The 24,778-nt window shown below is 44.2% G+C and carries 13 protein-coding genes; 1 reads left to right on the top strand and 12 read right to left on the bottom strand.

Going from position 1 to position 24,778, the window contains the following annotated elements:
- Positions 1-134: 134 nt before the first annotated feature.
- From AB4Z50_RS02155 to AB4Z50_RS02110, 10 genes are all read right to left on the bottom strand, one after another.
- Positions 135-6,449: a family 78 glycoside hydrolase catalytic domain gene (locus AB4Z50_RS02155; RefSeq protein WP_441875104.1), complete on the bottom strand. Its 6,315-nt coding sequence runs from the start codon at positions 6,447-6,449 to the stop codon at positions 135-137.
- 42 nt (positions 6,450-6,491) lie between these two features.
- The gene (locus tag AB4Z50_RS02150) at positions 6,492-7,505 is read right to left on the bottom strand and encodes an S-layer homology domain-containing protein (RefSeq protein ID WP_441875101.1); all 1,014 of its coding nucleotides are present in this window, start codon (positions 7,503-7,505) and stop codon (positions 6,492-6,494) included.
- A 74-nt stretch (positions 7,506-7,579) separates the two neighbouring features.
- Positions 7,580-13,003 (bottom strand): family 78 glycoside hydrolase catalytic domain, encoded by a 5,424-nt coding sequence (locus AB4Z50_RS02145; RefSeq protein ID WP_441875098.1) that lies wholly within the window; start codon positions 13,001-13,003, stop codon positions 7,580-7,582.
- A gap of 181 nt (positions 13,004-13,184) precedes the next feature.
- A complete protein-coding gene (gene rhaS / locus AB4Z50_RS02140; RefSeq protein WP_441875095.1) occupies positions 13,185-14,282 on the bottom strand; it encodes a rhamnose ABC transporter substrate-binding protein in 1,098 nt (365 codons plus the stop codon).
- Positions 14,283-14,350: 68 nt separating this feature from the next.
- Positions 14,351-15,340 carry an ABC transporter permease gene (locus AB4Z50_RS02135; protein ID WP_339202968.1) on the bottom strand — a complete coding sequence of 330 codons (990 nt, stop codon included), beginning with the start codon at positions 15,338-15,340 and terminating at the stop codon, positions 14,351-14,353.
- A 4-nt stretch (positions 15,341-15,344) separates the two neighbouring features.
- Positions 15,345-16,394: an ABC transporter permease gene (locus AB4Z50_RS02130; protein WP_441875092.1), complete on the bottom strand. Its 1,050-nt coding sequence runs from the start codon at positions 16,392-16,394 to the stop codon at positions 15,345-15,347.
- Positions 16,395-16,409: 15 nt separating this feature from the next.
- Positions 16,410-17,924 (bottom strand): sugar ABC transporter ATP-binding protein, encoded by a 1,515-nt coding sequence (locus AB4Z50_RS02125; RefSeq protein WP_441875089.1) that lies wholly within the window; start codon positions 17,922-17,924, stop codon positions 16,410-16,412.
- Between the two features lie 224 nt (positions 17,925-18,148).
- Positions 18,149-19,798, bottom strand: a complete 1,650-nt coding sequence (locus AB4Z50_RS02120; protein ID WP_441875086.1) for a response regulator transcription factor — start codon at positions 19,796-19,798, stop codon at positions 18,149-18,151.
- A gap of 2 nt (positions 19,799-19,800) precedes the next feature.
- Complete coding sequence (locus AB4Z50_RS02115; RefSeq protein ID WP_441875083.1) at positions 19,801-21,636, bottom strand: cache domain-containing sensor histidine kinase; 1,836 nt, start codon at positions 21,634-21,636, stop codon at positions 19,801-19,803.
- On the bottom strand, positions 21,626-22,681 hold the full coding sequence (locus tag AB4Z50_RS02110) for an autoinducer 2 ABC transporter substrate-binding protein (RefSeq protein ID WP_441875080.1): 1,056 nt from the start codon (positions 22,679-22,681) through the stop codon (positions 21,626-21,628). Before AB4Z50_RS02110 ends, AB4Z50_RS02115 begins: the two co-directional genes overlap by 11 nt.
- Positions 22,682-23,046: 365 nt before the next feature.
- Here AB4Z50_RS02110 and AB4Z50_RS02105 point away from each other — a divergent pair, with 365 nt between their 5' ends.
- Entirely contained in the window at positions 23,047-23,199 is a 153-nt protein-coding gene (locus tag AB4Z50_RS02105) for a hypothetical protein (RefSeq protein ID WP_441875077.1), read from the top strand.
- Between the two features lie 301 nt (positions 23,200-23,500).
- On the opposite strand, the gene AB4Z50_RS02100 is transcribed toward AB4Z50_RS02105, so the two are convergent.
- Both AB4Z50_RS02100 and AB4Z50_RS02095 read right to left on the bottom strand, forming a co-directional pair.
- Positions 23,501-23,848 (bottom strand): c-type cytochrome, encoded by a 348-nt coding sequence (locus AB4Z50_RS02100; RefSeq protein WP_441875074.1) that lies wholly within the window; start codon positions 23,846-23,848, stop codon positions 23,501-23,503.
- Between the two features lie 131 nt (positions 23,849-23,979).
- Positions 23,980-24,126, bottom strand: coding sequence for a hypothetical protein (locus AB4Z50_RS02095; protein WP_441875072.1), 147 nt, complete (start codon positions 24,124-24,126; stop codon positions 23,980-23,982).
- Positions 24,127-24,778: the final 652 nt, after the last annotated feature.

The following is a 24,778-nucleotide window of genomic DNA, read 5'->3' as shown; positions in this document are numbered from 1 at the left end:
ATAAATAGAAAAAAACCACCTAAAAAGGTGGCTTTTGCTCGCGAGGAGTGTAAAAAAGCTCCTCATCTAAATTAATTTCAGAGGCAGACTATTGTGCCTGCCTCCTATTGATGAGAAAACAGATTCGTTGATCTCTACTCCTTGCGCCACTCGTCGAGGATCATTTGGGCAACTGCCGCTAAAGTACGAATATCAATTGCATTTATGCCTAGCACATCCGCTTTCTCAATTTCAGACCAGTTCGGATCTGCTGAGGTTACACCGTAGAATTTCGCAATAATCGATAGATCTCGTATCGTAACCTTCGTTTGTCCCTCGATTAATGTCACGATCTTCGACGTGAATACTTGAACAGCTTTGTTTAGCAACGTTACAGCTTCATCGACCTGCCACTGGCTGCTGCCAGCGTTTTTGGCCGTATTAATAGCTGCTTGAAGCGCCGCTTTTGATCCTGCAGCATACTTTCCAACCTTAGTCCCTTCAATCGCCCTGTCATGTTTTGTCTGTGCTGCTGCAATCGCAGCGTTCAATACGGTTCTGTCCACAGGAATCGATGGAATGACCGAGTCGGCAAACCGTTTCATAGCCGCATTCAAAGCATTAAGCGCACCAGCAACTTCCTCACCTGTCGCATTCGCATCATTCTTGACGGCTGTCGCGCTGTTGATTGCTGCTTGCAATGCTGCTTTAGCTCCAATTGGATACTGACCAGGTAAAGTTCCTTCCACCGCAGCTTCATGAGCGGACTCCGCTTGCTGGATTGCTGCATTCAGTGCCGTTTTATCAGCAAGATTCACTTCGATCAATAGCGAAGCTTGGGACACATTCATAATCGTTCCTTTGCCATTCATCGATACTTCGAAATTAGACAACGATGCGGTCGTACTGCCTGCCTTCGCATCAGCCTTCACCTTACCGTGGAGGCTGAACAAAGGACCACTGTCGATGCCGCCTTGCTGCTCACCCGTGGTTACCATAATGATTCGAATCTGGCCAAGCTCTGGTTTAACCGCACTCCCGAATACAGCGAAATTCGGCTTCAACGATTGAATGGCTGACGTATCTAACGCTTGAGATATGCCTTCTTTCACTGTCTGGAATTCAAACTTCTGCGGATCATAATGAAAAATAACATCAAGAGCTGTGAAATTTGAACTTATATTGTCCGTTCCAATCGTCCACTCTGCCTCCTGCCCTGCTAAAACCATTGCTGGACCTGACAGTGTGGCCATATCTTTTTCTGAAGCAACTGCGGTTACTTTGACATTCAGCGCAGCTGTTTTTGCTCCATCTTCCGTCTTCGCCGTTATGAGACCTGTTAATGCTTCCGCTCCCTTATTGGTTGCCGTAACGGTTGCTTTGGTTACTGCACTAGCCTCATCATAATGAACATTCGTGACAACGATGTTTTCATGATTAGATACAAAATGCACATTTTTGTTTGTTGCATTCGCTGGAAAGACGGTAGCAGAAATTTCAATGCTTTCACCATCCTTCAATTCGATGGAAGAACGATCGAGCTTTAGTTCAGTAACAGGAATATTTGCGCTTACTTCGAAACGCTTGATTGCTTGCGTCGTTCCATTGCCTGCAACCACTGTGTAAGTTCCCGAAGAAGCATCTTTTTCTATTAAATAGGATTCACTAAATACACCGCCAGGCAATTCTTTATTGAACAACATTGCTTGATCCGGCCCTAGTACCTTTACCTCCACTTTATCGAGTGTCGTATATCCCGCTATCGTTATGGAGTCCCCAGCTACTCTAGCAGGAATATCCTGTAACGAGACATATTCTGCGTTCAGCGGCATCGTCCAAACGTCGGCAATCGAAGGATCATAATTGCGTCCTTCCTCATCTTCTTGGAACCGAACGGTCACCTTGCCATCCTTTGTTAAAGAGATATCATCAACAACAAATTGATAGGTTACAATACCTCGGCTATCTTTTTCATTCACGCGGCTGAGCACTTTCGTTCCGTTTACCAACACATAATAATCTTTCATTTGTGCCCGATCATACGTTTCGATTGCCCTAATGATGAAAGGTTTGCCTGACTCAACGGTCATATCAAATTGGAAATAACCATTTGCGTCTCCATGATTAACATACCTTCTCGTTAATCCCTCCTCAACATTTGCACCGGACTGAGCGGAAAACTTTACATTATGTTTTTGTTCAGAGCCTTGTTCGCCAACGTCTACATGATCGTAAAAGCCAATCGGCGGGTTTTTATAACGCACTTGAATGGCCGTACTACTCTTGGCTGCTTCAGCTCCATTAAACGAAGCAATCGCATGCAGCTCAGCAGCCGTTTCAACGGCAAGAAGCGGTGATTTCACCTCAAAACTAATATTCATTTCTTCACCGGCTTCAAGGCTATAGGCTTGGCGTGCAGGGGAAACCGTCCAGTTTAAAGGAGCACTGAGCTCTATAGATCCTTCAACGGAAAAGCTTCCTTTATTTTGAATGGTTGTATTAACCGTTGCTGTACCGCTTGGCTCGATTGTTGCTGGTTCAGCCACTAATGCTTTAATAATGATTGGCGAATCGATCTTTATTGTCGTCTTCAAAGGCACTTCCACTGTTGCATCATTTATTTTGTAGCTTCCGCTGCCAACTATATTAAATAGGCTAGTGGGTTTTTGTTGCTCCGACACTTTCACACGGAATGCAGCAGCAAACGTTTCACCTGGTTTAATGACAGCCATTTGATTATCTCCTATCGAAGTGACTTCCCATCCTTCGGGTTTCTGGAGAGTATAACGCACATCATTAATGCTCGCATCGCCATCGTTAGTTGCTTTCACTTCAACTGTAAATGTATTTCCGGGCAGTACGGATACCTCGGAAGGGCTAATTAACCACTTTATTCCTAGCTTTTCATTACTAATGGCAGACAAAAACGTTGTTGCGTTTGAAATAAGATTTGCTAAATTTTTAGCAATAATGTCGTTTATTGACCCAGCATCGCTTTGTTCTTGCAACCATAGCTGTAAACCATCTGTTTCATATAAAGCATGATGAACTTGCTCGATAAAGAGAGCATCATCACCGGCTTTGTACGCCTCAATACTTGCTTCAATTCGGCTTGCAAGCGCCTCGCCTTTACCTGAAAGTGCTTGAGTTTGTTCGCTGGTGAGCTCTCCATTATTGGAATAGCTTATTACTTCATTTTGAAATTTCTCCGCCTCATCAAGTGCACTGCCTAAATTTCCAATAATAGGATCAACTACAAACTGATAATCACCCGAGCCTACAGTGAATACTGCATTGCCTTCCTCCATACCAACAAATTGCACACCTTCCACCGACAATGCAAATTGGCCGCTCTCTGTTACTGCCCACTTGCTATCAGCAGGGATATAGACCGTAGCCGTTGTATTTGCTGGAATCGTGACATGCTGGCTAAAAATATCCCCTTCTTTTTTCCAATCGCTTACAATCATGCCATAAACAGAATTGTACGATCCTTTAGCACTAGTCAAATCTCCACCAGGTCGAGGTTTAATCAAAATATGCTTATAACCCGGGCTTGCAGGGTCCTGTTGAATGCCGGCAATATTTTGATACATCCAGTCTCCGACTGCTCCATAAGCGTAATGGTTAAAGGAGTTCATGCCAATGTCTTGGAAACTGCCATCCGGCTTAATAGAATCCCAGCGCTCCCACATCGTAGTCGCACCATTTTTGATTTGATATCCCCATGAAGGATAAGTGTCATTGTTGAGCAATCGGTAAGCAACATCCAAATGTCCCGTTTCGCTCAATACCGGCAATAAATCTCTCGTGCCAAGAAAACCGGTTGATAAATGCCAGTCGCGCGCTTTAATCAGCTCTACCAAATGATCCGCCGCAGCTTGACGTTTCGATTCGGGAACCAAATCCATGTACAAAGCCAAGACGTATCCCGTTTGGCTATTTCCTTTAACTTTTCCATCTTCGCTAACATAGGCTTTAATAAACGCTGCTTTCACTTGCTCATAAAGCTGCTCGTACTTGTCGGCATCTTCTTGACGGCCGATGGCATGCCCCATTTCGGATACTAGTTTTGTACTGTACGCAAAATAAGCGGTAGAGATTAAATCTCCTGGCGTTGGATCATTCACATCCAGCCAATCACCATACATCGACGACGGACGAATAAGTCCAGAGCTATTTTTTCTCATATATTCGATCCAGTGAACCATTTCATCATAATTTTCTTCAATAACACGGATATCTCCGTAACGCTGCCAAATGGTATACGGAACGGTAACGCCAGCATCCCCCCAGCCGGCATTGCCTCTTTCTCCGAGAACATTAGGCGCTACATCGGGAAAAGCACCGTTAATCGATTGTCCATCTCTCAAATCTCTCATCCATTTGCTTCCTATAAACTTTGCCACGTCCATATTAAAAGCAGCAGCTCCAATAAAGACATTGATATCACCGGTCCAACCCAAACGCTCGTCACGCGCAGGCGTATCGGTAGGAACCTCCAAGAAATTGCCTCGCTGCCCCCAAGTAATATTGCTTTGCAGTTGATTCAACATCGCACTAGAAGTTTCTAACTTGCCACTAAACGGTGCTGCTGTATGCATGACCATTCCTGTAACGGCATCCATACTCGGCACACCGGGATAACCCGTTACCTCCACATAACGGAAACCATGAAACGTAAACTTCGGCTCATATACTTCATCTCCGCTGCCCTTCAAGGTATAACGGTCCGTTGCTTTTGCCGCACGCAAGTTTGCTGTATAGAAGGTCCCGTCCGGGTTTAACACCTCTGCATGTCGCAGAGTAACCGTTTGACCTGCTTCACCGCTTACTTTTAGCCTTACGGTTCCGACCATGTTCTGCCCTAAATCAAACACATATTTGCCAGGTACCGGCTCTGTCATCTTAATCGGCTTCATTTCTTCAATTAATTGTACCGTTGGGCCATCCTGGGCGACTAGCTTCCCAGTCACTTCATCCTCTAATTTCTGAACCGAATCCCAGCTCGATGCATCGAAGGCAGGAGTATCCCATCCGTCTATTTCTTTCGTTGCATCATAGGTCTCTCCCATCAAAATACTAGAAGATACAATTGGTCCTGCAGCCCATTTCCATGATTGATCCGTTCCAATCGTTTCTGTTGAACCGTCTGTGTACTCAAGATTTAATTGCATGAACAAATAATTGCTATCGCCATAAATGTTCGGACCAATAAAACCGACATGACCTGAATACCATCCCTCAGCCAATATAGCGCCAATGACGTTGTCACCGTTTTGAAGCAAATCAGTTACATCATAAGTCTGGTATTGAATATGCTTCGTGTAATCTGTCCATCCTGGCGTAAATAAATCTCTGCCTATACGTTTGCCGTTAATGCTAGGTTCATATATTCCGAGAGCGCTGGAGTAAAGTCTTGCTTTTGCAATGGACTTCTCTAAAGAGAAACCTTTGCGAATGTAAGGAGGCGAAGCTGTAATTTTTACGTTTTTCCCCCACGGCGACTCCCCATAGGACGCGACGATCATCGCAGCTGACCAGCTGCTGTCATCATAATCTGATTTCTCCCATCCCTCCATCTTTACCTTGGCTGCTTTCAAACCATGATCCATATTCAATTGAAGAGGTGTTCCTTCCTCGAATACCACTTTCAAGCTGCCAAGAAGACCAGCAGGTCCGCCATCGTTTGATGTTTGGATTGCAATCGTATTAGATCCAGGAATGAGTGCACTTGAGACATCTACAATTTTGCCTTCTTTCCATGAATCGACCGCTTTGATAGAACTGCCCATTCGCTTTCCATTCACATATAACACGAACCCATCATCCGCAGTTAATAAAAATTTCCCTTGTGTTATTGTCCGGTCTAACGGCAATTGAATGGTTTTGCGAAAAAAGCGATCTCCTGCAGGAGCATTTGAAGCCGGATTCCCTTCCGGAAACCAAACCCATTTAAGACCTTCTGTTGTCATATTGTTCGCGTCGCTCATACCGATCCACTCCGCTTGCCAATCCGAATCATGGAGAAGACCCATTTCCCACCAAGCAGGATCACTCCATCCTGAAGCCTTCTCATTGTTCAAGTCCCATACTTTTACTCTCCAAAAGTAACGATTGCCGGACTCCAGAGGTTTGCCGTCATAAACGACATTTACCGATTGATTCGAATCAACTTTATCGGTATTCCACATATCCGGTTGATTATCCAGCAATTTCTGTTTGGTGCTAGCTACCTGAATGGCATATGCTGTTTGAAGCTGTCCACGTTTATCGGACTGAAGCTTCCAACTCATCCTCGGCTTCACCACATCAATACCGATCGGATTGTTCGTGTACTCCGTCGTTAAATCGGTTACCGCCATCGTTGCTCCCGTTCCACCCGCTTCGCCATATGCCGTACTAGTCATAGGCAAGCATAATGTGAAGCCAATCACCAAAGCTAATAGAAGACTCATGGTTTTCCTCATACTTTTTTTCCCCTCGACTTTCCTTTGTTATTGTTTATCGTTCTATTTTTGCTTCAACATTGCAAGGATGACGACTACCGACTCAGCCCGAGTAGCATGCTCTTGAGGTGCAAACCGGTTACCATTTCGCCCTTTGATTATTCCTGTCTCCACAGCTGCAGCTACGTAACCAGTCGCCCAAACAGGAATTTCTAACGCATCCGCAAACTGCAGCTTCGTTTTTTGGTCTGCTTTTAGATCAAGAGCCCTCATGACGACAGCAACCATTTCTGTCCGATTAATTAACTGGTCTGCGCGGAAGCTTCCGTCATCATAACCTTTTAATAGACCTGCCTTAACCGCAGTTGCAATATACGGTTTCGCCCACGCAGCTATTCTATCGCTATCGTTGAAGGCAAGTTTACTGTCTGCTCCAAGTTCTAGATGAAGCGCCCGAACCATCATAGCTGAGAACTCCGCACGCGTTACTGCGCGGTTAGGAAGGAATGTTCCATCGGCATATCCCGTAACAAAACCGAGCTCAGCCGCTTCCCTAATCGCACTCTCCGCCCAATGTCCTTTAATATCTTTCCAATCCACAGTAATAGATTTTCCAGCTACAGTTACCTGCAGCACAGGTTTCAGTTCATTCATCTCCAATTTCGAATTAACAAGCTGCACAGCTTGAAGGCTGACCTCAGCATTCCCCTCAGCAATTCGCTCAAATTTCAGCAATACCAGCTCTTTGTCCCCTGTCTCGCCAGCTGAATTGCCTGTCTTCGTATGGGCAAACCGAATGGTCCCCTTCTTTACGATCGGATCGACAGAAAAACCTGTCAAAGCAGTACGTGCTCCAACAAACTTCAATCGAGAGGAATCGTATTTCATCGAAATATCATAGGCAAATACATCGGTTAAGTTTTTTCCCACTACTGAAATTTCAATTTTGGCTTCTTGACTAGTAATCTTTATTTCAAAAGAAGAAACTGCCTTATCCGCCATTGCCGAAATGGGCATTAAACTGAATATACTGATTAAAATTGTGAATACTATCGTCATTCGTTTTGCATTCGACATATCGCATGAATCCTTTCATAGCAGAGTTTATGAGGCAGGTTAGTGTGCCTGCCTCCTTTTCGAAATTCGTATGTCTATTCCAAGCTCCACTCTTCAAGAATCATTTGCGCAATGGAAGCTAATACACGAATGTCGATTACATTTGCGCCGATCACATCTGCTTTCTCAATTTCAGACCAGTTTGGATCTTTGTAGGTGACACCATAGAAATTCGCTATAATCGACAGATCTCGAATTGTAACCTTCGTTTGTCCCTCGATCAGTGTCACAATCTTCGCTTTGAAAACTTGAAGAGCTTTGTTTAGCATCGTTACAGCCTCATCTATTTGCCACTGGCTGCTTCCTGTATTCTTGGCTGTGTTAATGGCTGCCAGCAGCAGCGCTTTTGATCCCGCAGCGTACTTGCCGACCTTTGTGCCTTCGATTGCCCTGTCATGTTTTAATTGTGCTTCTGCAATCAATCGGTTTAACTCCGTCCTGTCACCAGGAGCTGATGGAATCACCGAATCATTAAACACTTTTACTGCTCCATTCAAGCCGTTAAGCGCTATGGTGACTTGCTCCACAGTCGCATTCGGATCATTCTTCACTGCAATCGCACTGTTGATTACTGCTTGCAATGCCGCCTTAGAACCTGTTGGATACTGACCCGGCTGCGTGCCTTCCATTGCGGCATCATGTAACGCCTGCGCTTGTTCGATTGCCGTATTCAGCGCTGTTTTGTCAGCGAGGAGCACTTCCATCGAGAGTACAGCTCGCGATACATTCATCATTGTTCCCTTGCCACTATCCGACACTTGGAAATCAGACAGCGATACCGTTGTATTGCCTGCTTGTGCACTCGGTTTCACCTTCCCGTGGAGGCGGAACAGATTGCCACCGTCAATACCTGCTTGCTGCTGGCCTGAGGTGACCATGATGATCCGAATCTGGCCAAGCTCGGGTTTAACCGCCGTTCCAAACACTTCGAAATTCGGCTTCAACGACTGAATGACCGATGGGTCCAGCGAGAGGTAAGTACTTTCCCCAACCGTCTGGAATTCGAATTTCTGCGGGTCATAATGAACAATAACATCAAGAGCCGTGAAGTTTGAGCCTACATTTTCAGCACCGATCGTCCACTCCGTTCCCTGTCCTGCTATGACAGTGTCACTTCCTGACAAAGCAGCCATATCTCGTTCTGCGGAAGCTGCGGTTACCGTAACATTTAGCGCAGCCGTCTTGCTGCCGTCTTCTGTCGTCGCAGTTATGACGCCATTTACTTGATCTGCTCCCTTATTGGTTGCTGTTACAGTTGCTTTCGTTGTATCGCTAGCCTCATCATAATGAACATTCGTGACGATAATATTCTCGTGATTGGACTCAAAGTGCACCAGCTTATTTGCAGCATTTGCCGGAAGCACTGTCGCAGCAATTTCGATGCTTTCTCCATCCTTCATTTCGAGCGAAGTACGATCCAAGCTTATGCCAGTAACGGGCAAGCCAGCTTGATTGTTATATACCTCCAGCTCAGCTAATTGGAGCCTATAGTAAATATCGTCTGATGCCATATCCCCAAGCTTATTGACCGACAGCCTCACATATCTAGCGGTTTGGTTTTCAAACGTATACAGCTGTGGCAGCATCAACGGGTTCGGCTCACCAGTCATTCTCTTTACTTCTAAATAATCTCCGCCATCAGGCTTAACCTGAATAAGGAAATCAATAGGGTAGGAGGCGGTTCGTGAATCCTTTGTACTGGAATCCGTTCTTGGATACAGCACCACACTATTCAGATCTTGATTCGCACCCAGATCAATCTCTACCCAAAGCGGGTTGTTTTCCTGAGATTGCGAAGGAGAGCCTGTTGATGAATATTTTCGCGCCAAATTGCCGTCCGTGAGCCCTGCTGCCCCCCACTCTGGCGAAATCTCCAACGTTTCGCGTGCGGTTGCCTTTTTGCCTAACGCCAGATTCGCCCCGGTAACTACGATCAACCGAATAGAGGAGGTAAGCACAACTTCTCCTGATTTTACCGTTGCAGTAATTTCTGCGGAGCCGGGTCCAACTGCAGCTGCGATTCCGTTATCAGCAACCTTGATCACATTAGTGTTGCTGCTCTCATACTTAATCTCAGCATTAGTGAAATCGGCTTCCATTCCATTATCCATACTTCCGCTTAATGTGAGCTGAGTTTGTTCACCATGCTGCAGCTTCGTTGCTTTGCTGCTCAAGTTGATGCTTTCCAGCTTTAAGTTGGAATCAGCCATTGTACTAGCGAACGAGTATGCTCCAGATCCGACCGAATAGACCGCTTTGTCCCCTTCCATTCGCAAAAACTTGACACCAACAGCTTCTTCAGCTAGCTGTCCGCCTTCGCTCACGGATGCTTGATCTACCGCTGGAATGTATACGGTCGCTGTTGTATTAGCTGGAATCGTCACATTCAGCTTGAAGGCTGAGCCTTCCTGCTCCCAGCGGCTCTTGATCAAACCGTAAATAGACTTGTATTCTCCATTCACATGGCTAAACTCTCCACCAGGTGTAGGCTGAATGATAATATGTTTGAATCCAGGCTGCTCTGGATCTGCCTCGATTCCTGCCGCATAGCGGAACATCCATTCTCCAACGGAGCCAAGCGAATAATGGTTAAAAGAGTTCATTCCTGCGTCACCGAATCCATTCTCCTGTGTATAGGAATTCCATCTCTCCCAAATGGTCGTTGCGCCATTTTTGATGCTGTATCCCCAAGAGGGGTAAGTATCGTTCGTCAACAAGCGGTAAGCAACCTCTGTATAGCCCGCTTCTGTTAGTACCGGCAGCAAATAACCTACACCAAGAAACCCGGTCGACAGATGCCAGTTTTTACTCTTAATATTTTTAACTAGATGCTCAACAGCTTTCTTCTTGATATCTCCATCCAATAAATCCATGTGCAGTGCAAACACATAACCTGCTTGTGTATTGCCTTTGATCTGTCCGTCCAAACCAACAAATGCGGTGTTAAAAGCAGCTTTAATATCATTAAATAATTGACTATATTTCTCCGCATCGTCTGTTTTCCCAATGATCGCTGCCATCTTGGACAATAAATTCGTGCTGTATGCAAAATAGGCCGTATTCACCACATCCGTTGGTGTAGTTTCATTCACGCTCAACCAGTCTCCGTAACCACCAGCCGGACGAATGAGCTTGTTGCTGTTCGTTTTGAGAAACTCGATCCATTTCACCATCGCATCATAATGCTCTTTGATTACGGAAGTGTCGTTATAAGCTAAGTACAGTGTCCATGGGATAATAACGCCTGCATCTCCCCAGCCGTTGCTTCCATTACCCATTCCGCTAACATTTGGCGCAACGTCTGGGAATGCTCCATTTGCCCCCTGCGCATCAACAACATCCCGCATATATTTCTCGTAAAACCCAGGAACTTCCATGTTATAGGTAGCAGTGCGAACGAACACCTGAGCATCTCCTGTCCAGCCCATTCGTTCATTACGCTGAGGACAGTCTGTTGGAACGCTTAAAAAATTTCCTCGTTGTCCCCATGTGATGTTGCTATAAAGCTGATTGACCATCGGATTGGAGGTTTCAAATGTCCCGGTCTTCGGTGTATCGGTGTGAACAACAATCCCCGTTATGCTATCTAAAGCAGGTTCACCCGGATAACCAGTCACTTCTACGTAACGGAAACCGTGGAATGTGAAATGCGGTTCATATTGCTCAAGCCCGCTTCCTTTTAGGACATATTCATCTGTTTGTTTAGCTGTACGCAAGTTCTCCGTGTAAAGCGTCCCATCATCATTCAGCATCTCGGCAAACCGCAGCTTTACTTTCGTTCCAGCAGTGCCTTCGACTTTTAACCTTGCCCAACCAACCATATTCTGTCCCATGTCAAAAATATAAGTGCCGGCACTTGGCTGCTTCACTGAGATCGGCTTCAATTCTTCCGTCGCCTTGACGGTAGGGCCTACCTGTGCAACCAGCTTCCCGCGGAAATGGCTGACCTCTTTTACACCGTTCCATGATGAAGGGTCATAATTCGAACGGTTCCACTTATCCATTTCTTTGCGCGCGTCATATGTCTCTCCCATTAGAATGTCGGAGTAGCGAACGGGACCCGAAGTCGTTGAATGCCAAGAAGAATCGGTCATTACCGTTTCACTTGTGCCGTCTTCATATTCGATTTTTAATTGGAATAAAAACGACAGCTCAGTTCCGTACTGATTTGGACCAACATGTGCTACATTTCCCGCGTACCAGCCGTCACCCAGCATTGCCCCAACCGCATTGCCTCCTTCAAGGAGCATGTCGGTTACATCATAGGTCTGATACTGCAAACGCTTATTGTAATCCGTCCATCCCGGATTAAAGTAATCGCTGCCTACACGGGTCCCATTTAGGCTGAGCTCATAAAGTCCAAGCGCCGTCGAGTAAACAGTCGCTTTACGCACTGGCTTCGCAATTTCAAAATCTTTCCTCAACAAAGGTGAGCTTCTGCTTTCGACTTTCTGATAAAAGGTGCCGTTCTCTACGAGTAGTTTTCCATCTTCCGTTAATTGCCCCCCTTCAAAGCTTGCTGCTTCCTTATCATCAAAATTTGCTTGAAACAACTCCTTGCCGTGATCATCCTTAATGACGATATTATCGAACAAGGCGCGCTCATTCGTCCTTGCGTCTTTATGCTGGCGGAATCCAATAGGACCGAATGATATATTGTCATTTTTCATCGTGTCGATTAACTCATTGTTGATGTAGGTTTTGATTTCTTTGCCGTTCACTTCAATTTTCAGATGATAAGCAACATTCAATTGCTTGTCATTCGAAATGACATGTGAAATATCTACTTCCTTCATAAGCTTCGTACCGCCGACATTCGTGTGTGGCCGAAACTGGGCATACGCTTTTTCTTTTACGTTAAACTGCCAGAAAAAATTATTGGAAGCATTAGGTCCGCCAAACAAAATGGCTGCCCCATCATTTAATATTGTAAAATCCAGCTCGATCGAATAGCTTGATGGTACAGTCGCAGGTGTTGAGGCGGCAATCCACTTGGCTTGCCAATCAGCTGGCGCGAGCAATCCCATTTCCCACGAGCCCGGTTCACTCCATGCTGAAGCGTGATCATGGTTATCCCAAACCTTCACTTTCCAGAAATAATGTTTTCCGGATTGTAAAGCTTCCCCTTTGTATTCCACATTGTTGGAATCGCTGGACATGATTTTGCCAGAATCCCATATGTCTCCTTCATTGCCAGCCAAACGGCTCTCTTCTGAAGCGACAATGATTTGATAGGCAGTTTGCATCTGTGCTCTCTCTGTTGCTTCAAGCAACCAGCTGAGTCTCGGCTTGGTGTTATCGATTCCGATTGGGTTATGGCTATACTCTGTATGTAAGTCATATGCTGTCATTTGGCCCGTTCCTTCTGCTCCGAATGCGGCTACTGGCTGTAATAAAGCAATGACTAGAACAGTTGCTAAAAATAAACCAAGCAGCTTCTTCCTGAACAAACTATTCATTTGCCAAAACACTCCCTTTTTCGTTACATTGGTATCGCTTTCAATTTGGAAGACTAAACATAAATCCATAAAAAAATAGCCGGGAGTACAAGAAAGGATATCCTGCTTGCTGCAGGTCCTTCAACGACTACCCGGCCAATCTTCTCATTCTTCGATTATGTGTAATGATGAAAGGTTTGTTTTAATAAACATCCTTCCATTCCGCGATGTTAGAGGAATCGAATTTGAAGGGATCGCCAAGCATAATTTGCGTGCCTTCACCATCTTTCACGACTTCTTTCTCACCTAGTTTGCCAGCTGTCAGCTTATCCCCAACCGCACCTGTAATTTTGCCGTTCACCAATGCGTCTGCTGCATAACCGGACAAGTAACCAACATCAATCGGATTCCACAAATACATCCACTGACATACGCCGCTCACGATGTATTCCGCCATTTCACTTGGCAGGCCAAGACCGGTCAATTGCACTTTCCCAGTGAGACCCTTATCCGTTAAAACCTTGCCCGCAGCCGCGATTCCTACTGTCGTTGGCGCAATAATACCTTTCAGATCAGGATACGATTTCAAGAGCGCCTCAGTCTCGGACACGCTTTTATCACGCAAATCATCACCATAAGCTACTTTAACGAGCTTGATTTTACTGTATTTCGAATCCTCCAACTCTTTCTTCATCCATTCGATCCAAGTGTTTTGGTTTGTCGCTTGCGAGGTCGCGCTCAGGATCGCAATTTCGCCTTCGCCGCCAATCATTTCCGATACGCCTTGAATTAGTGTGCGGCCGATACGCTCAGGATCTGCTTGATTTACATGAACCATGCGACTGGCTGCGTTAACCGCTGAATCTAAAGAAAGCACTTTAATTCCTTGTTTCATCGCTTTCTTCAGCGCCGGCTGGAGCGCATCCGGATCATTTGCCGCAATTGCGATCACGTCCACCTTTTGTGAGATAAGCTCTTCAATCATTTGAATTTGTGCTTCTGCAGTCGGCTGATCAGGCGCCTTCAAAATCGCTTCATATCCGAGCTCTTCAACAGCATTTTTGTAGCCTTCCATTTGCTTCTCACCGTATGGATTACCCGTGTTTTTAAAGATAATGGCATATTTCTTCTTTTTCGTGCTGTCCGATGTGTCATTTCCCTTGTTTTTCTCTGTAGCTTCGCTCTTGTTGCCGCCCGTATTTTTGGAGTTATTGACGCTGTTGCCTCCTCCGCATGCGGTTAACATCGAGATCGTAAGCAAAACAGTTAAACAAACGGATAACACCTTGTTTCTTTTCATTGTTTTTCCTCCCTTTTTTTGTCCAATCCTTTATATACAAAACAGCCGATCGACTGTATTGCACCAACTTAAGTTTTCTTCGTACGACTCCGGCCTACTTTAAGCCTCGGAACAGCGACGGCGAATATAAGCAGCAAGCCTATAATAATGAGCAGGATTTGCGCTTGTACGTTAACTAATCCTAAACCATAACGCAGGAAACCTATGAGGAAGACCGCTAGTATGGCTCCTACCATTCTTCCTTTTCCTCCAGCCGTGCTAATGCCGCCGAGAACAACCATGGCAATGACATCGAGTTCATACCCCATCGCAATATTAGGACGCGTGCTTCCCATACGGGAAGTTAGAAACAAAGCAGTCACAGCGGACATCAGTCCTGCAAGCGTAAAGACGATTACTTTTACACGATCGACATTCACACCTGAGAAGCGGGCCGCGTTGATGTTATTCCCCATCGCGTACAATTGTCGGCCGAACACGGTTTTGTGCAGCAGTAAGCTAAACACAATGGCAAATACCGCAAAAACGATCAAGATAAACGGAATCGGTCCCACGTACCCCCAGCCCAAATAGCTAAACCACTCTGGAAAAGATCCTGCTGCTTGATCTTCCAAAATAATGTAGGCGATTCCCCGATAAATGATCATCGTTGCCAAAGTAATGATAACTGCGGACAATTCCTTGTACTTCACAATAAGGATGCCGTTAATCCATCCGCAAATGGTGCCCACTGCCAAACAAATGACCATAGCCAGCACAATAGGGACTCCTTTATTGAATAAGTCCGCCATAATAACAGACGATAATGCTACAATCGATGCGACGGATATATCGATATCCGCGAGGATGATGATGAACACCATAGGGAGCACGATAAATGCTTTATCCAGAAATCCCATCGTTGCATCTCGCAAATTATCGTAATCCCAATAAAACTCAGATAGATTCATATTCATGACGGTTATGGCAAGAAACAATACCACCAACATCCATTCCCACTGAAGGAAAAACCTTTTGAAGGAAAAATCCTGCTTATTCGTAACAATTCTCGGCTCCATAGCGTTAGATTTTCCTCCTCATAAGATTGTTGCGATCAACGCCGCGCTTGACGATTGCATTAATAAGGACCGCGATCAAAATAATTGCGCCTTGAATGCCGTTTTGCCAAAATGGCGATACGTTAATCAAAGGAAGTGCATTATTCAAAATACCTAGTAAAATAGAGCCAAGGATGATGCCCGATATTTTGCCAGAACCGCCTGCAATGCTCACACCGCCTAGTACACACGCAGCAATTACGCTGAGCTCATAACCCGATGCGGTATCACCTTGCGCTGATGCAAATTTGGATACCCATAGCACACCTGCTAAGCCGGAGAGACCGCCCATAATGGAATATACGAGCCATAAAATTTTGTCTACCTTAATGCCGCTTATTACTGCCGAATCTGGATTGCTTCCAACAGCATAGATTTGTCTGCCCGTTCGGGTATGATTAACAAAATAATAAGCGACGAAATAAATGAGGATTGCAATAAAGATCAGATTATTGATTCCGAGCGTTGTTCCCGTTGCCATCGCTTTGAAACTTGTAGGCATTTGATGTGCACTAACCCATTTGCCCCCACTAGTTAGATAAGTAAACCCGCGGAACACGTTCATCATCCCGAGTGTGGCTATGATGGGCAGGATACCGATTTTGGAAACCAGGAAACCAATGATCACACCGCTGACAAGTCCCGTTAAAGTGCCGATCAGAAGGGCGACGACAGCTGGTATTTCCGGAAATGCACTGACCGTCTGTGCCGCGATCATGCCTGAAAGAGCCAATGTTGCACCGATGGAAAGATCAATTCCGCGGGTAACGATTACGAGCATCATCCCCACAGCCAAAATGCTCAAAATCGCGGTGTTCGTTACCATATCGTTTATATTTTCCAAGGTCAAAAAGCTGGGATTGCGAAGCTGAACGCCAATTGAAAGCAAAACAATAAATCCGAGTAGTCCAAGCTCTCTGAATTTGGCGATCTTAGCGCTGAGCGTGCGCGTTGGCCTTGTAGCTCTAAGCGAAGCTGCGGTTATACCTCTCGTACTGAGTTCTCTCTCCTGCATGTGTCATGCCCACCTTTAATGTTGTTGTATAAGAGGGCGATCGTCAGCCATTGATGCTTGAAGTATCGCTTCCTGCGAGATCGAATCGCGGTCTAGAAAAGCTGTTATCCGGCCCTCGCGCATGACGGCTACCCGATCGCACATCCCAATCATTTCAGGCATCTCTGACGATACCATCAGTATCCCATACCCTTGACATGCCAAATCGCTGATCATTTCATATATGGCAGATTTGGCGCCAACATCCACACCTTTGGTTGGTTCATCCAAAATGATGACATCCACATCAGCAGTCAGAAGCTTTGCAAATACAACCTTCTGCTGGTTGCCGCCTGAGAGCGAGCTAGCCAAATCAAATATGCTTTTTGCTTTAACATTTACCTTCTCAGCTAATTGCTTAGCGATACTCGCTTCCTTATCGGTGTTAAGAACACCTTTGCTTGAAATCTTCTCAAGCGATGATAATGTTATATTTCTACCGATGCTCCACTGTAGAACGAGCCCCTGCTTCTGCCTGTCCTCCGGCAAGTAGCCAATCCCCATACGCATCGCATCGATCGGTTTTCGGATGTTCACTTCCTGCCCCTTGAAGAATACCTTTCCTTTGTCGCTTCGCTCAATGCCGAAGATGCTTTGGCAAACCTCTGTCCGTCCTGCCCCAACGAGACCAGTCAATCCTAATATTTCCCCTCTTCGCAGCGCAAAAGAAATATCAGCAAAGTAGCCGGTTCTGCCAAGACCTTCAACCCGAAGCAATTCTTCCCCAATCTGCGCTTCCTTCTTCGGAAACAATTGCGTAATTTCACGACCTACCATCGCAATAATTAGATCTTGGTTCGATATTTCATCCACATTCCAAGTCCCGATGTATCTGGAATCCCGGAATACGGTCACCTTGCTGGCCAGTCGATACATGTCCTCGAAGCGATGAGAGATAAAAATAATAGCTGTTCCCTTGTCACGCAAACGCTCTGTAATGCGATACAAGTCTTCGCTTTCCCTATTGGTAAGAGCGGCTGTTGGTTCATCCATAATAATGATCTTCGCATCAACAGAAAGCGCTTTCGCAATTTCGACGATTTGCTGCTCAGCTACACTTAATGCTCCCATTTGCGTTTTGGGGCTGAATGCTGCGCCAAGCTCCTTCAGAAGCTTATCGGCCTCCTTATGCATTTCGTTCCAAAGAATCCGCTTAGTCCCTTTTTGAATTTTCTCATGCCCCATAAATATATTTTCTGTGACGCTTAAATCAGGATAACAAGTAACATGCTGATAAATGGCTGCAATGCCCCTCCGCTTCGCATCCGTAGGATTTTTAAAATCCACGCGTTGTCCATCAAAGAGGATCTCGCCGACATCTGCTGGGTGGACACCGGTAATCACCTTAATAAAGGTTGATTTCCCCGCTCCATTTTCGCCCATCAACGCATGAATCTCACCGGGCTTTAACTTAAAATAGACATTATCAAGCGCCTTGACGCCTGGAAAAGTTTTTGTAATTCCCTCTAGCTCCAAAATGTACTCGGCCATTGCCGGATCACCCTCCATCCTTCGCTGTTCTCTACATGCTGCTGCTTCTTGCTTCCTTCTAGGTCTACCTTACCGAAATTGCAGATCGTGAAGAAGGAGACATTCGTTACTTATGGGGGAGTGTATTCGCTTTGTATATGGAATCCACATTGTATGGCTGTTTGTGAACAAAATAAAAAGGCAGGCGCTAGGCCTACCCTTTAGTTTCTCTACTATACTGACTATCATTTCGAAAACTTCTGTTCTCGATATTTAGATGGCGTCTCCCCAGACCATTGCTTGAACAGCTTACTGAAATACTTTACGTCTTGATAACCAACAAGAACGCTTATATCGTAGAGCTTTAATTGCGAATCAATAAGCAGCTCCTTTGCTTTCTCCATTCTAAGACGCGTGATGTAATCGAGAATTGTTTCACCTGTTTGCGTCTTGAAATGCCGGCAGAAATACGAGGGATTCATATAGACTTGCTCAGCTATACGCTTAATCGTTAAGTCGTCTTGTAGATTGGCTATGATCCAAGCTTTGGCCTGCTCTATCGGTTTCATGCTGCCGCTTTGACGCATTCGTTTCATTTCCAGAACAAGCTGAGCGATCTGCTGATCGAGTTCCACTTTGAGCTCATTAAGATTTATCGCCCGTTTAATCGTTTGAAGTCGGCTCTCGAGCGGATCTAACATTGGCGTATTCACTTTCATTTCAACGCCGACCGAATGGATAAGAATAAATGCGTTCATTATTGCTCGTTGAATTGCAGCAGGCGAATCCATTTTTTCAAGCCGGGCAAAAAACTCCTTCGTAAACTGAACTGCTGCTTGCTCATTTACTTGTTCGACTGCCTGCTTCATTCGCTGCGCAATATGGACAAGCTCATTATCCATTTGGTCTGAAGAGCTCTCCGTCTTGAATTGAATGCCATCTCGGCCAAACAACTGATTGCCGCCATATAATAAACGATAATACATTAATGATAATGCTTGATCCTTTGCTTCTGGCAGCAAATATAAATCCTCAATCGAGCTGCCGCATGAAACAGAAACTGTAAATGGCGTGTAGGACTGAATCGCTGAACGAATTTGACCAGACAGCTCGAACGATGTTTTTTCTAATAAACCGTTGTTTTCGCCATAAGCCTCGGAAAGATGCAGCAATATCCAAAAATTCGAATCGTCCCCTCTCCAGCACCAGCCTATGATTTCTGATTCATTCGAACATTTCTCTACCACTTCTTTGATGATATTCTCAAGCACATAAACATAAGCTTCCCAGTCTTTTGGGGTATAACTTCTTGTTTTTACCGGAAGAGCATCGAGGCCTACATATTGAAGGACGTATCGGCCTTTCGGAAACTCATCCACCCAATATCCTAGCCGCGAAATATCGAGCCCTGCCGAAGTAACATAGCTTAATAGTTGCACTTGTTGCGATGTTTTTAACTCCTCGGATTTTCTTTCCATCTCATTCCATTTCATATGCTGAAACCGTCCGCTTTCAATTTTCACCTTGATTTCTGTCATTCGATTCTTAAACTGCTCCCGGTCTATCGGCTTTAAAAAATAGTCAACAGCTCCTTCTCGAAGCGCTGTCTGAATATATTGAAACTCATCATAACCACTGATCACAAGCGGAAAGAAGGAATAATGGCGTTTTCCCTCGCTTATTAACGTTAGACCATCCATCACGGGCATCTTCACATCCGTAATAAGCAAATCTACTGCTCCTTGTGACTGATGCAAATAATCCATTGCTTCTTTGCCATCAGACAGCGTCGCAACGATTTCCCACCCCTCACCGCAAGAGCGTATGAGTCTAGCAATGCCGTTTCGAATCATTTCTTCATCATCTACAATCAATGTTCTGATCGCCTTGTGCATGCTTACTCCTCCTTGCTTTTCGATTTTTCTGCCACATCGTTCAGGGTGATGACAGGAATACGGATAATAACCTCTGTTCCCTTACCAAAAATGCTATGAAGCTGCACCCCATACTGCTGGCCTAACATAATCATAATTCTAGCGTTTACATTACTTAGCCCAAAACCAGAATCCTTGTGGGCTAGTGTCTCCGATCTGAGTGACCTCTCGAGCTTCTCCAATCGATCATGATCGATACCCGGACCATTGTCCCATATGCGAAAAACGATATCTTCTTCTCCAGAACGCGCACCAAATTCACGACTGATGCTTAGACGAATATCGAGTGCTTTACGGGTTTCAAGTCCATATTTAATGGCATTCTCAATAACCGGCTGCAAAATAAATTTGGGTGTATAAAAGGATTCGATGTCCGTTTTTTTATCGATCTCAAACAACAGCCGATCATTGAATCGATATTTCTGAATGGTCAAATAATTGCTAATATGCTGGACTTCATCCGCAATCGCTACAAATTTGTTTTTGTTGCTAACCGAAAAACGAAGCATACGACCAAGCAGTGTAACCATCTCGACAACCATATCCGATCTGCCGTCCTCTACCGCCATGTTAATGGTCTCCAGCGTATTGTACATAAAGTGCGGATTGATCTGAGACTGAAGGGCGTACAGCTCAGCTTCCTTCTGTCTAATTTTGATATCAAAATTCGTTTCGATCAGCTCATGAATCGTAGCTACCATCGAATTAAAGCTGCGCGCGAGTGCTCCAATCTCATCATTGCTTTCAACCTTAAGATCCACCTGAAACCTGCCCATTTCCACATCCTTCATTAGACGGGAAAGCTTCTTGATCGGCCGCGTTACATTCATAGCGAAGAAAATCGAAATAATCGAAGTAATGAGGACAAAGCAAATAAATACAAAAATGGTCACATTCATAACCAAATCTGTACGCTCTGTTAAATATTTTAGCGGTATGCTATGAGCTAGTATCCAATCAAAATCATTTGATTCGCTAAGACTTACGATCACCGCTTTTTTCCCTGACCCTTTTCGAAAGCTGCCGTTAAAAATGGGATATCGATTTATTTCTTCATCAAAGCCTCCTATTTTCTCCTCATCTGTATGAAAGATGATTTCGCCCTCACGGTTCATCAGCCATAAATCCGCTGTATTGTTCTGTTCAAACTCCCGCAATATGTTGTCAATAAAAGAGAGCTTTACCGCAACCAGCATAGTCGCCAGGCTTTTGCGGTTATCCACATCATTCATCTGTTTCATGATCAGTACATAGGGTTCGTTATTCTCGAATGTCAGATTGATTTGGCTAGGAAGAATAATTTTCGCTTTTCCGCGTAAATCAAGATCCTGCCCATAAGGGATAAAAGCATTATCCGCATTAAGACCTGTAAACTTTGATCTCGCACTGTAAAAAAACCTGTTTTTCGAAAATATGAAAACACCCATAACATCGGGGTTCCCCGTATTTAAATAAGTACGTGCCAAATAATTGTTTACCTCGAATTGGTCCTGATTCAGCTGTGAACGGCTCTGATAGGAGTCGCGACGCAAAATAGCGATCATATTGTCAGAGTTGAACATTAATGTATGCAGCTCTGCAAAATCCTCCATATGCTTCGTTATATTCGCATTTGCTTGATACAGAAAACGGGGCATATATTCACCAATTTGTTCTTCAATTGATTTTGTGTACTGCAAATAAGAAAAAGTACCGAGCAGCGACATGGGGATAACGCTTAGCAGTAAATAAACTAATATAAGCTTAGAGCTGAGCCGATAGTTTCTGAAGCGCAGTTGCTCTGGAAATTTAAAAATCATATTGATCCACATTCTCTGCTGTAAAATCGATCGGTTCTCCCATAATGACCGTATCCCCGTTCACCCTAATAGTGCCAACATTATAAATGTCTTGACCATCATACGGCAGCTTGCCTTCGAGCAGATTTTTTGCAAGCACAACAGTTAAATATCCAAGTTTTTTGGGGCTCCAAAGTGTCGCCATTTGTGCTGAGCCGTCCTTTAAATAATCGCGCATCAAATTCGGCGTGGATAGACCGACAACTTTGACCTGACCTGTTTTGCCAGCTTCTCTTACAGCTTGTGCGGCAGCTGGTGGCCCAACAGAAGAATTGCCGATAATGCCTGCAAGATTCGGGTACTTAGCTAACAGTTCCTTTGCTTTCTCATAAGCCTTTTGCGGATCATCTTCCGTCTCTACAATATCAATCAGCTTCATTTTTGGGTAAAACTCACTCTGCTGATGTTTGATCCATTTGAGCCATTCATTATGATTAGAAGCAGAGAACGCTCCTGTCATAATTGCGTATTCGCCAGTTTCTTCTGTGTTCCATGCAAGCGTATCCAACAAATGGCGGCCTAATGTCTCTGTATCGACCATGTTGACAAAAAAATCTCTGCCTTCTGGATTCGTATCTGCATCCCATGTAATGACCTTGATCCCCTTGCTTTTGGCTTCTAAAATGATGGGCAGCAGCTTTTCTGGATCGTTTGCAGAAACTGCAATCGCATCTACCGACAAATTGATAAGATGTCTAATCACATTAATCTGCTTTGATGCATCAGCGATTGGAGGCCCTTCATAAATGACGTTAACGTCTAAATCATTAGCTGCTTCCATCGCACCTTCTTCAGCAACATTAAAATAAGAAATCCCCATCACTTTTGGTACGATGCCGATGGTGTACTTTCGATGATCTTCCTGTTTCTCTGAGGTTGAATTCGATTTAATGGAATGGATCACGTCATAATCACTTTTTGAGTAACGCCCCTGACATGCGGTTGCAGTAAAAATTAATAACAGGATAACAATCATTTTCCTGAACATGCCTTCACCCTTTTCCATTAACCGTTTGCAATAGTTTCATTAAATGATGACAAAAAATTCGTTGTTGCTTAACAACTGCCTTACCATTGAAAGCGTTTACTTAAATCATTTGAATTCTTCTTATATTGACGCCACCCCTCGCTGGAATTCATAGCTACTCTATTCTACATTCAGCTTAGCTATCCTCCCATTATGTAAAATTGATAAAAGTTAAATGCAATGTTGACTCCTACACTGAAATTGATTTGTACATTGCTCACATGAACGAAACATATCGGACACATTTAGCAAGGAAATGACTACTTCGAGCTATTATTTTCAGGCACCATTTCCTTTTATAATGATAGGACTAACGAAATAGATTCAGAAAGGAGAAATGAAACATGCTTTATTGGATTATTTTAGGAGGCTTATTTCTGTCAGGCGGCTTATATCTCATGCTGAATGGAGCAAAACTTGTTCAAGAAGACAACGTAATTCAGGATAAGATGGCGAAATCATATGTATCAACACCTCATGAGGATGTCATTTCGTAAGCATACATCACATTTGAAGCTGCAACAAAAAACTTAATAAAAAACAATTGGATCATACGGTGACCGCTCCTCTGCTGGTTGGTGCGAAGCAGCCCATTAAAAATCTTTATCGTTTGGGCGAGAAAATGGTCATCCAATTATCTTGAAGAATATAACTAAACACTCGAAAGAAAAAATGTGTTCAGAAAAGCTACGTTAAGAGATGGAAAAAGGTCTACTCTATAAGTCACTTTGACTTGTAGAGTAGACCCTTGTTTTCTATGTTATAGGCTGAGTCTATAGATTAACGGTTCTTTGGAATTTATTTATGTTCAGCCAGCCATGCAGCCAAACTTTGAATCTGTTCCGTCGTTAAGCTGCTCTCGAACTTTGGCATACCCTTTCGACCATTGGAAACAACATCCACTATTTCCTCTTCTGTCAGCTTGGCCCCGACCTGCTGCAAATTAGGGCCGGCTCTTCCCTGCAGCTCCGTGCCATGACAAGAAATACACCTTTTCTTATATAGTGCCACCGCCTCGCTGCTCTCTGCGCCTTCACCGCTGTTGTCCTTATTTGGCGCGTCTCCTGTTGTTCCCCCGCCGCAAGCTGACAATAACAAAACCAACACAATCGCAACACCTACTGAAAACTGTTTTAAACTACTCATTTTAGGTTTGCCTCCTCTCATTTTTGTCGTGGTAACATTACATCCAATCCCCTTCAAATGTTTATCCGCCGAGTTGGGTCGGTGATCCACATGAAGGTTGTACTTGTGAGCTTTGATAGCTTTGATAGCTTTTAAAAATCTACAAAAGCTTCAAATCCTTCAAAAACTTCAAAACCACCTAAAGCTCCTAGAACTTCTAGAGTTCCTAAAGCTCCTAGAGCTTCAAATGCTTCAAATGCTTCAAATGCTTCAAATGCTTCAAAAGCATCAAAAAGCATCGATTGCCTTAATATCATTTTCTTTTATACTTGCTTGCTTACGCATGACTCGATAGAGCTATTGCTGGATAAAGTCATATCTTTGTAATAAATTTTACGATAAATAGCCACATTAAAGCGTTTTCCTTGTCCTCTTTCTACTCCTAACAGGAATATCTACTCTATACCGACTTGTCCTTGGTCTTCTTCGTTTATGAATAGAAACAATCTCAATTAAGTAAATGACATTACCGACACTTTTTCAGAAAAATACGAAGAAAAGAAGCGTTAGTCGCATAAGCAAATCAATCCTTAATCCCTAAACATCGAGTTTAAAAGGTCAGATGTACGTTGAAGATGCGCTTATTATCTCTCGCAAGACAATAATTAGCTCATTTCGCTTTCACTTTTCTCGTTTTATACAGAAAAAGGCTGTCTCAAAAGTAGATTTATCTACGTTTGAGACAACCCCTATTTAATCGTACCATATGTTGAAGCGGAAAAAATTTAGATGCTCAAAAACCGTTGTTCGCAGCTGTCATCATTAATGGATAAATCGCTTACGAACCCAGCAGCTCTTATTTAGACCTTTTGTAGTAAATTTATATTTTAACGAACTCCACAATCGTTATTTCATGGAAAATAACGAATAACACCCTATACAGCACGAAAT

Source organism: Paenibacillus sp. 2TAB26 (assembly GCF_052115145.1).
In the GTDB taxonomy this organism is placed as follows: domain Bacteria; phylum Bacillota; class Bacilli; order Paenibacillales; family Paenibacillaceae; genus Pristimantibacillus.
The sequence above is the reverse complement of the archived record's forward strand: the minus strand, read 5'-3'. Positions and strand labels throughout refer to the sequence as shown.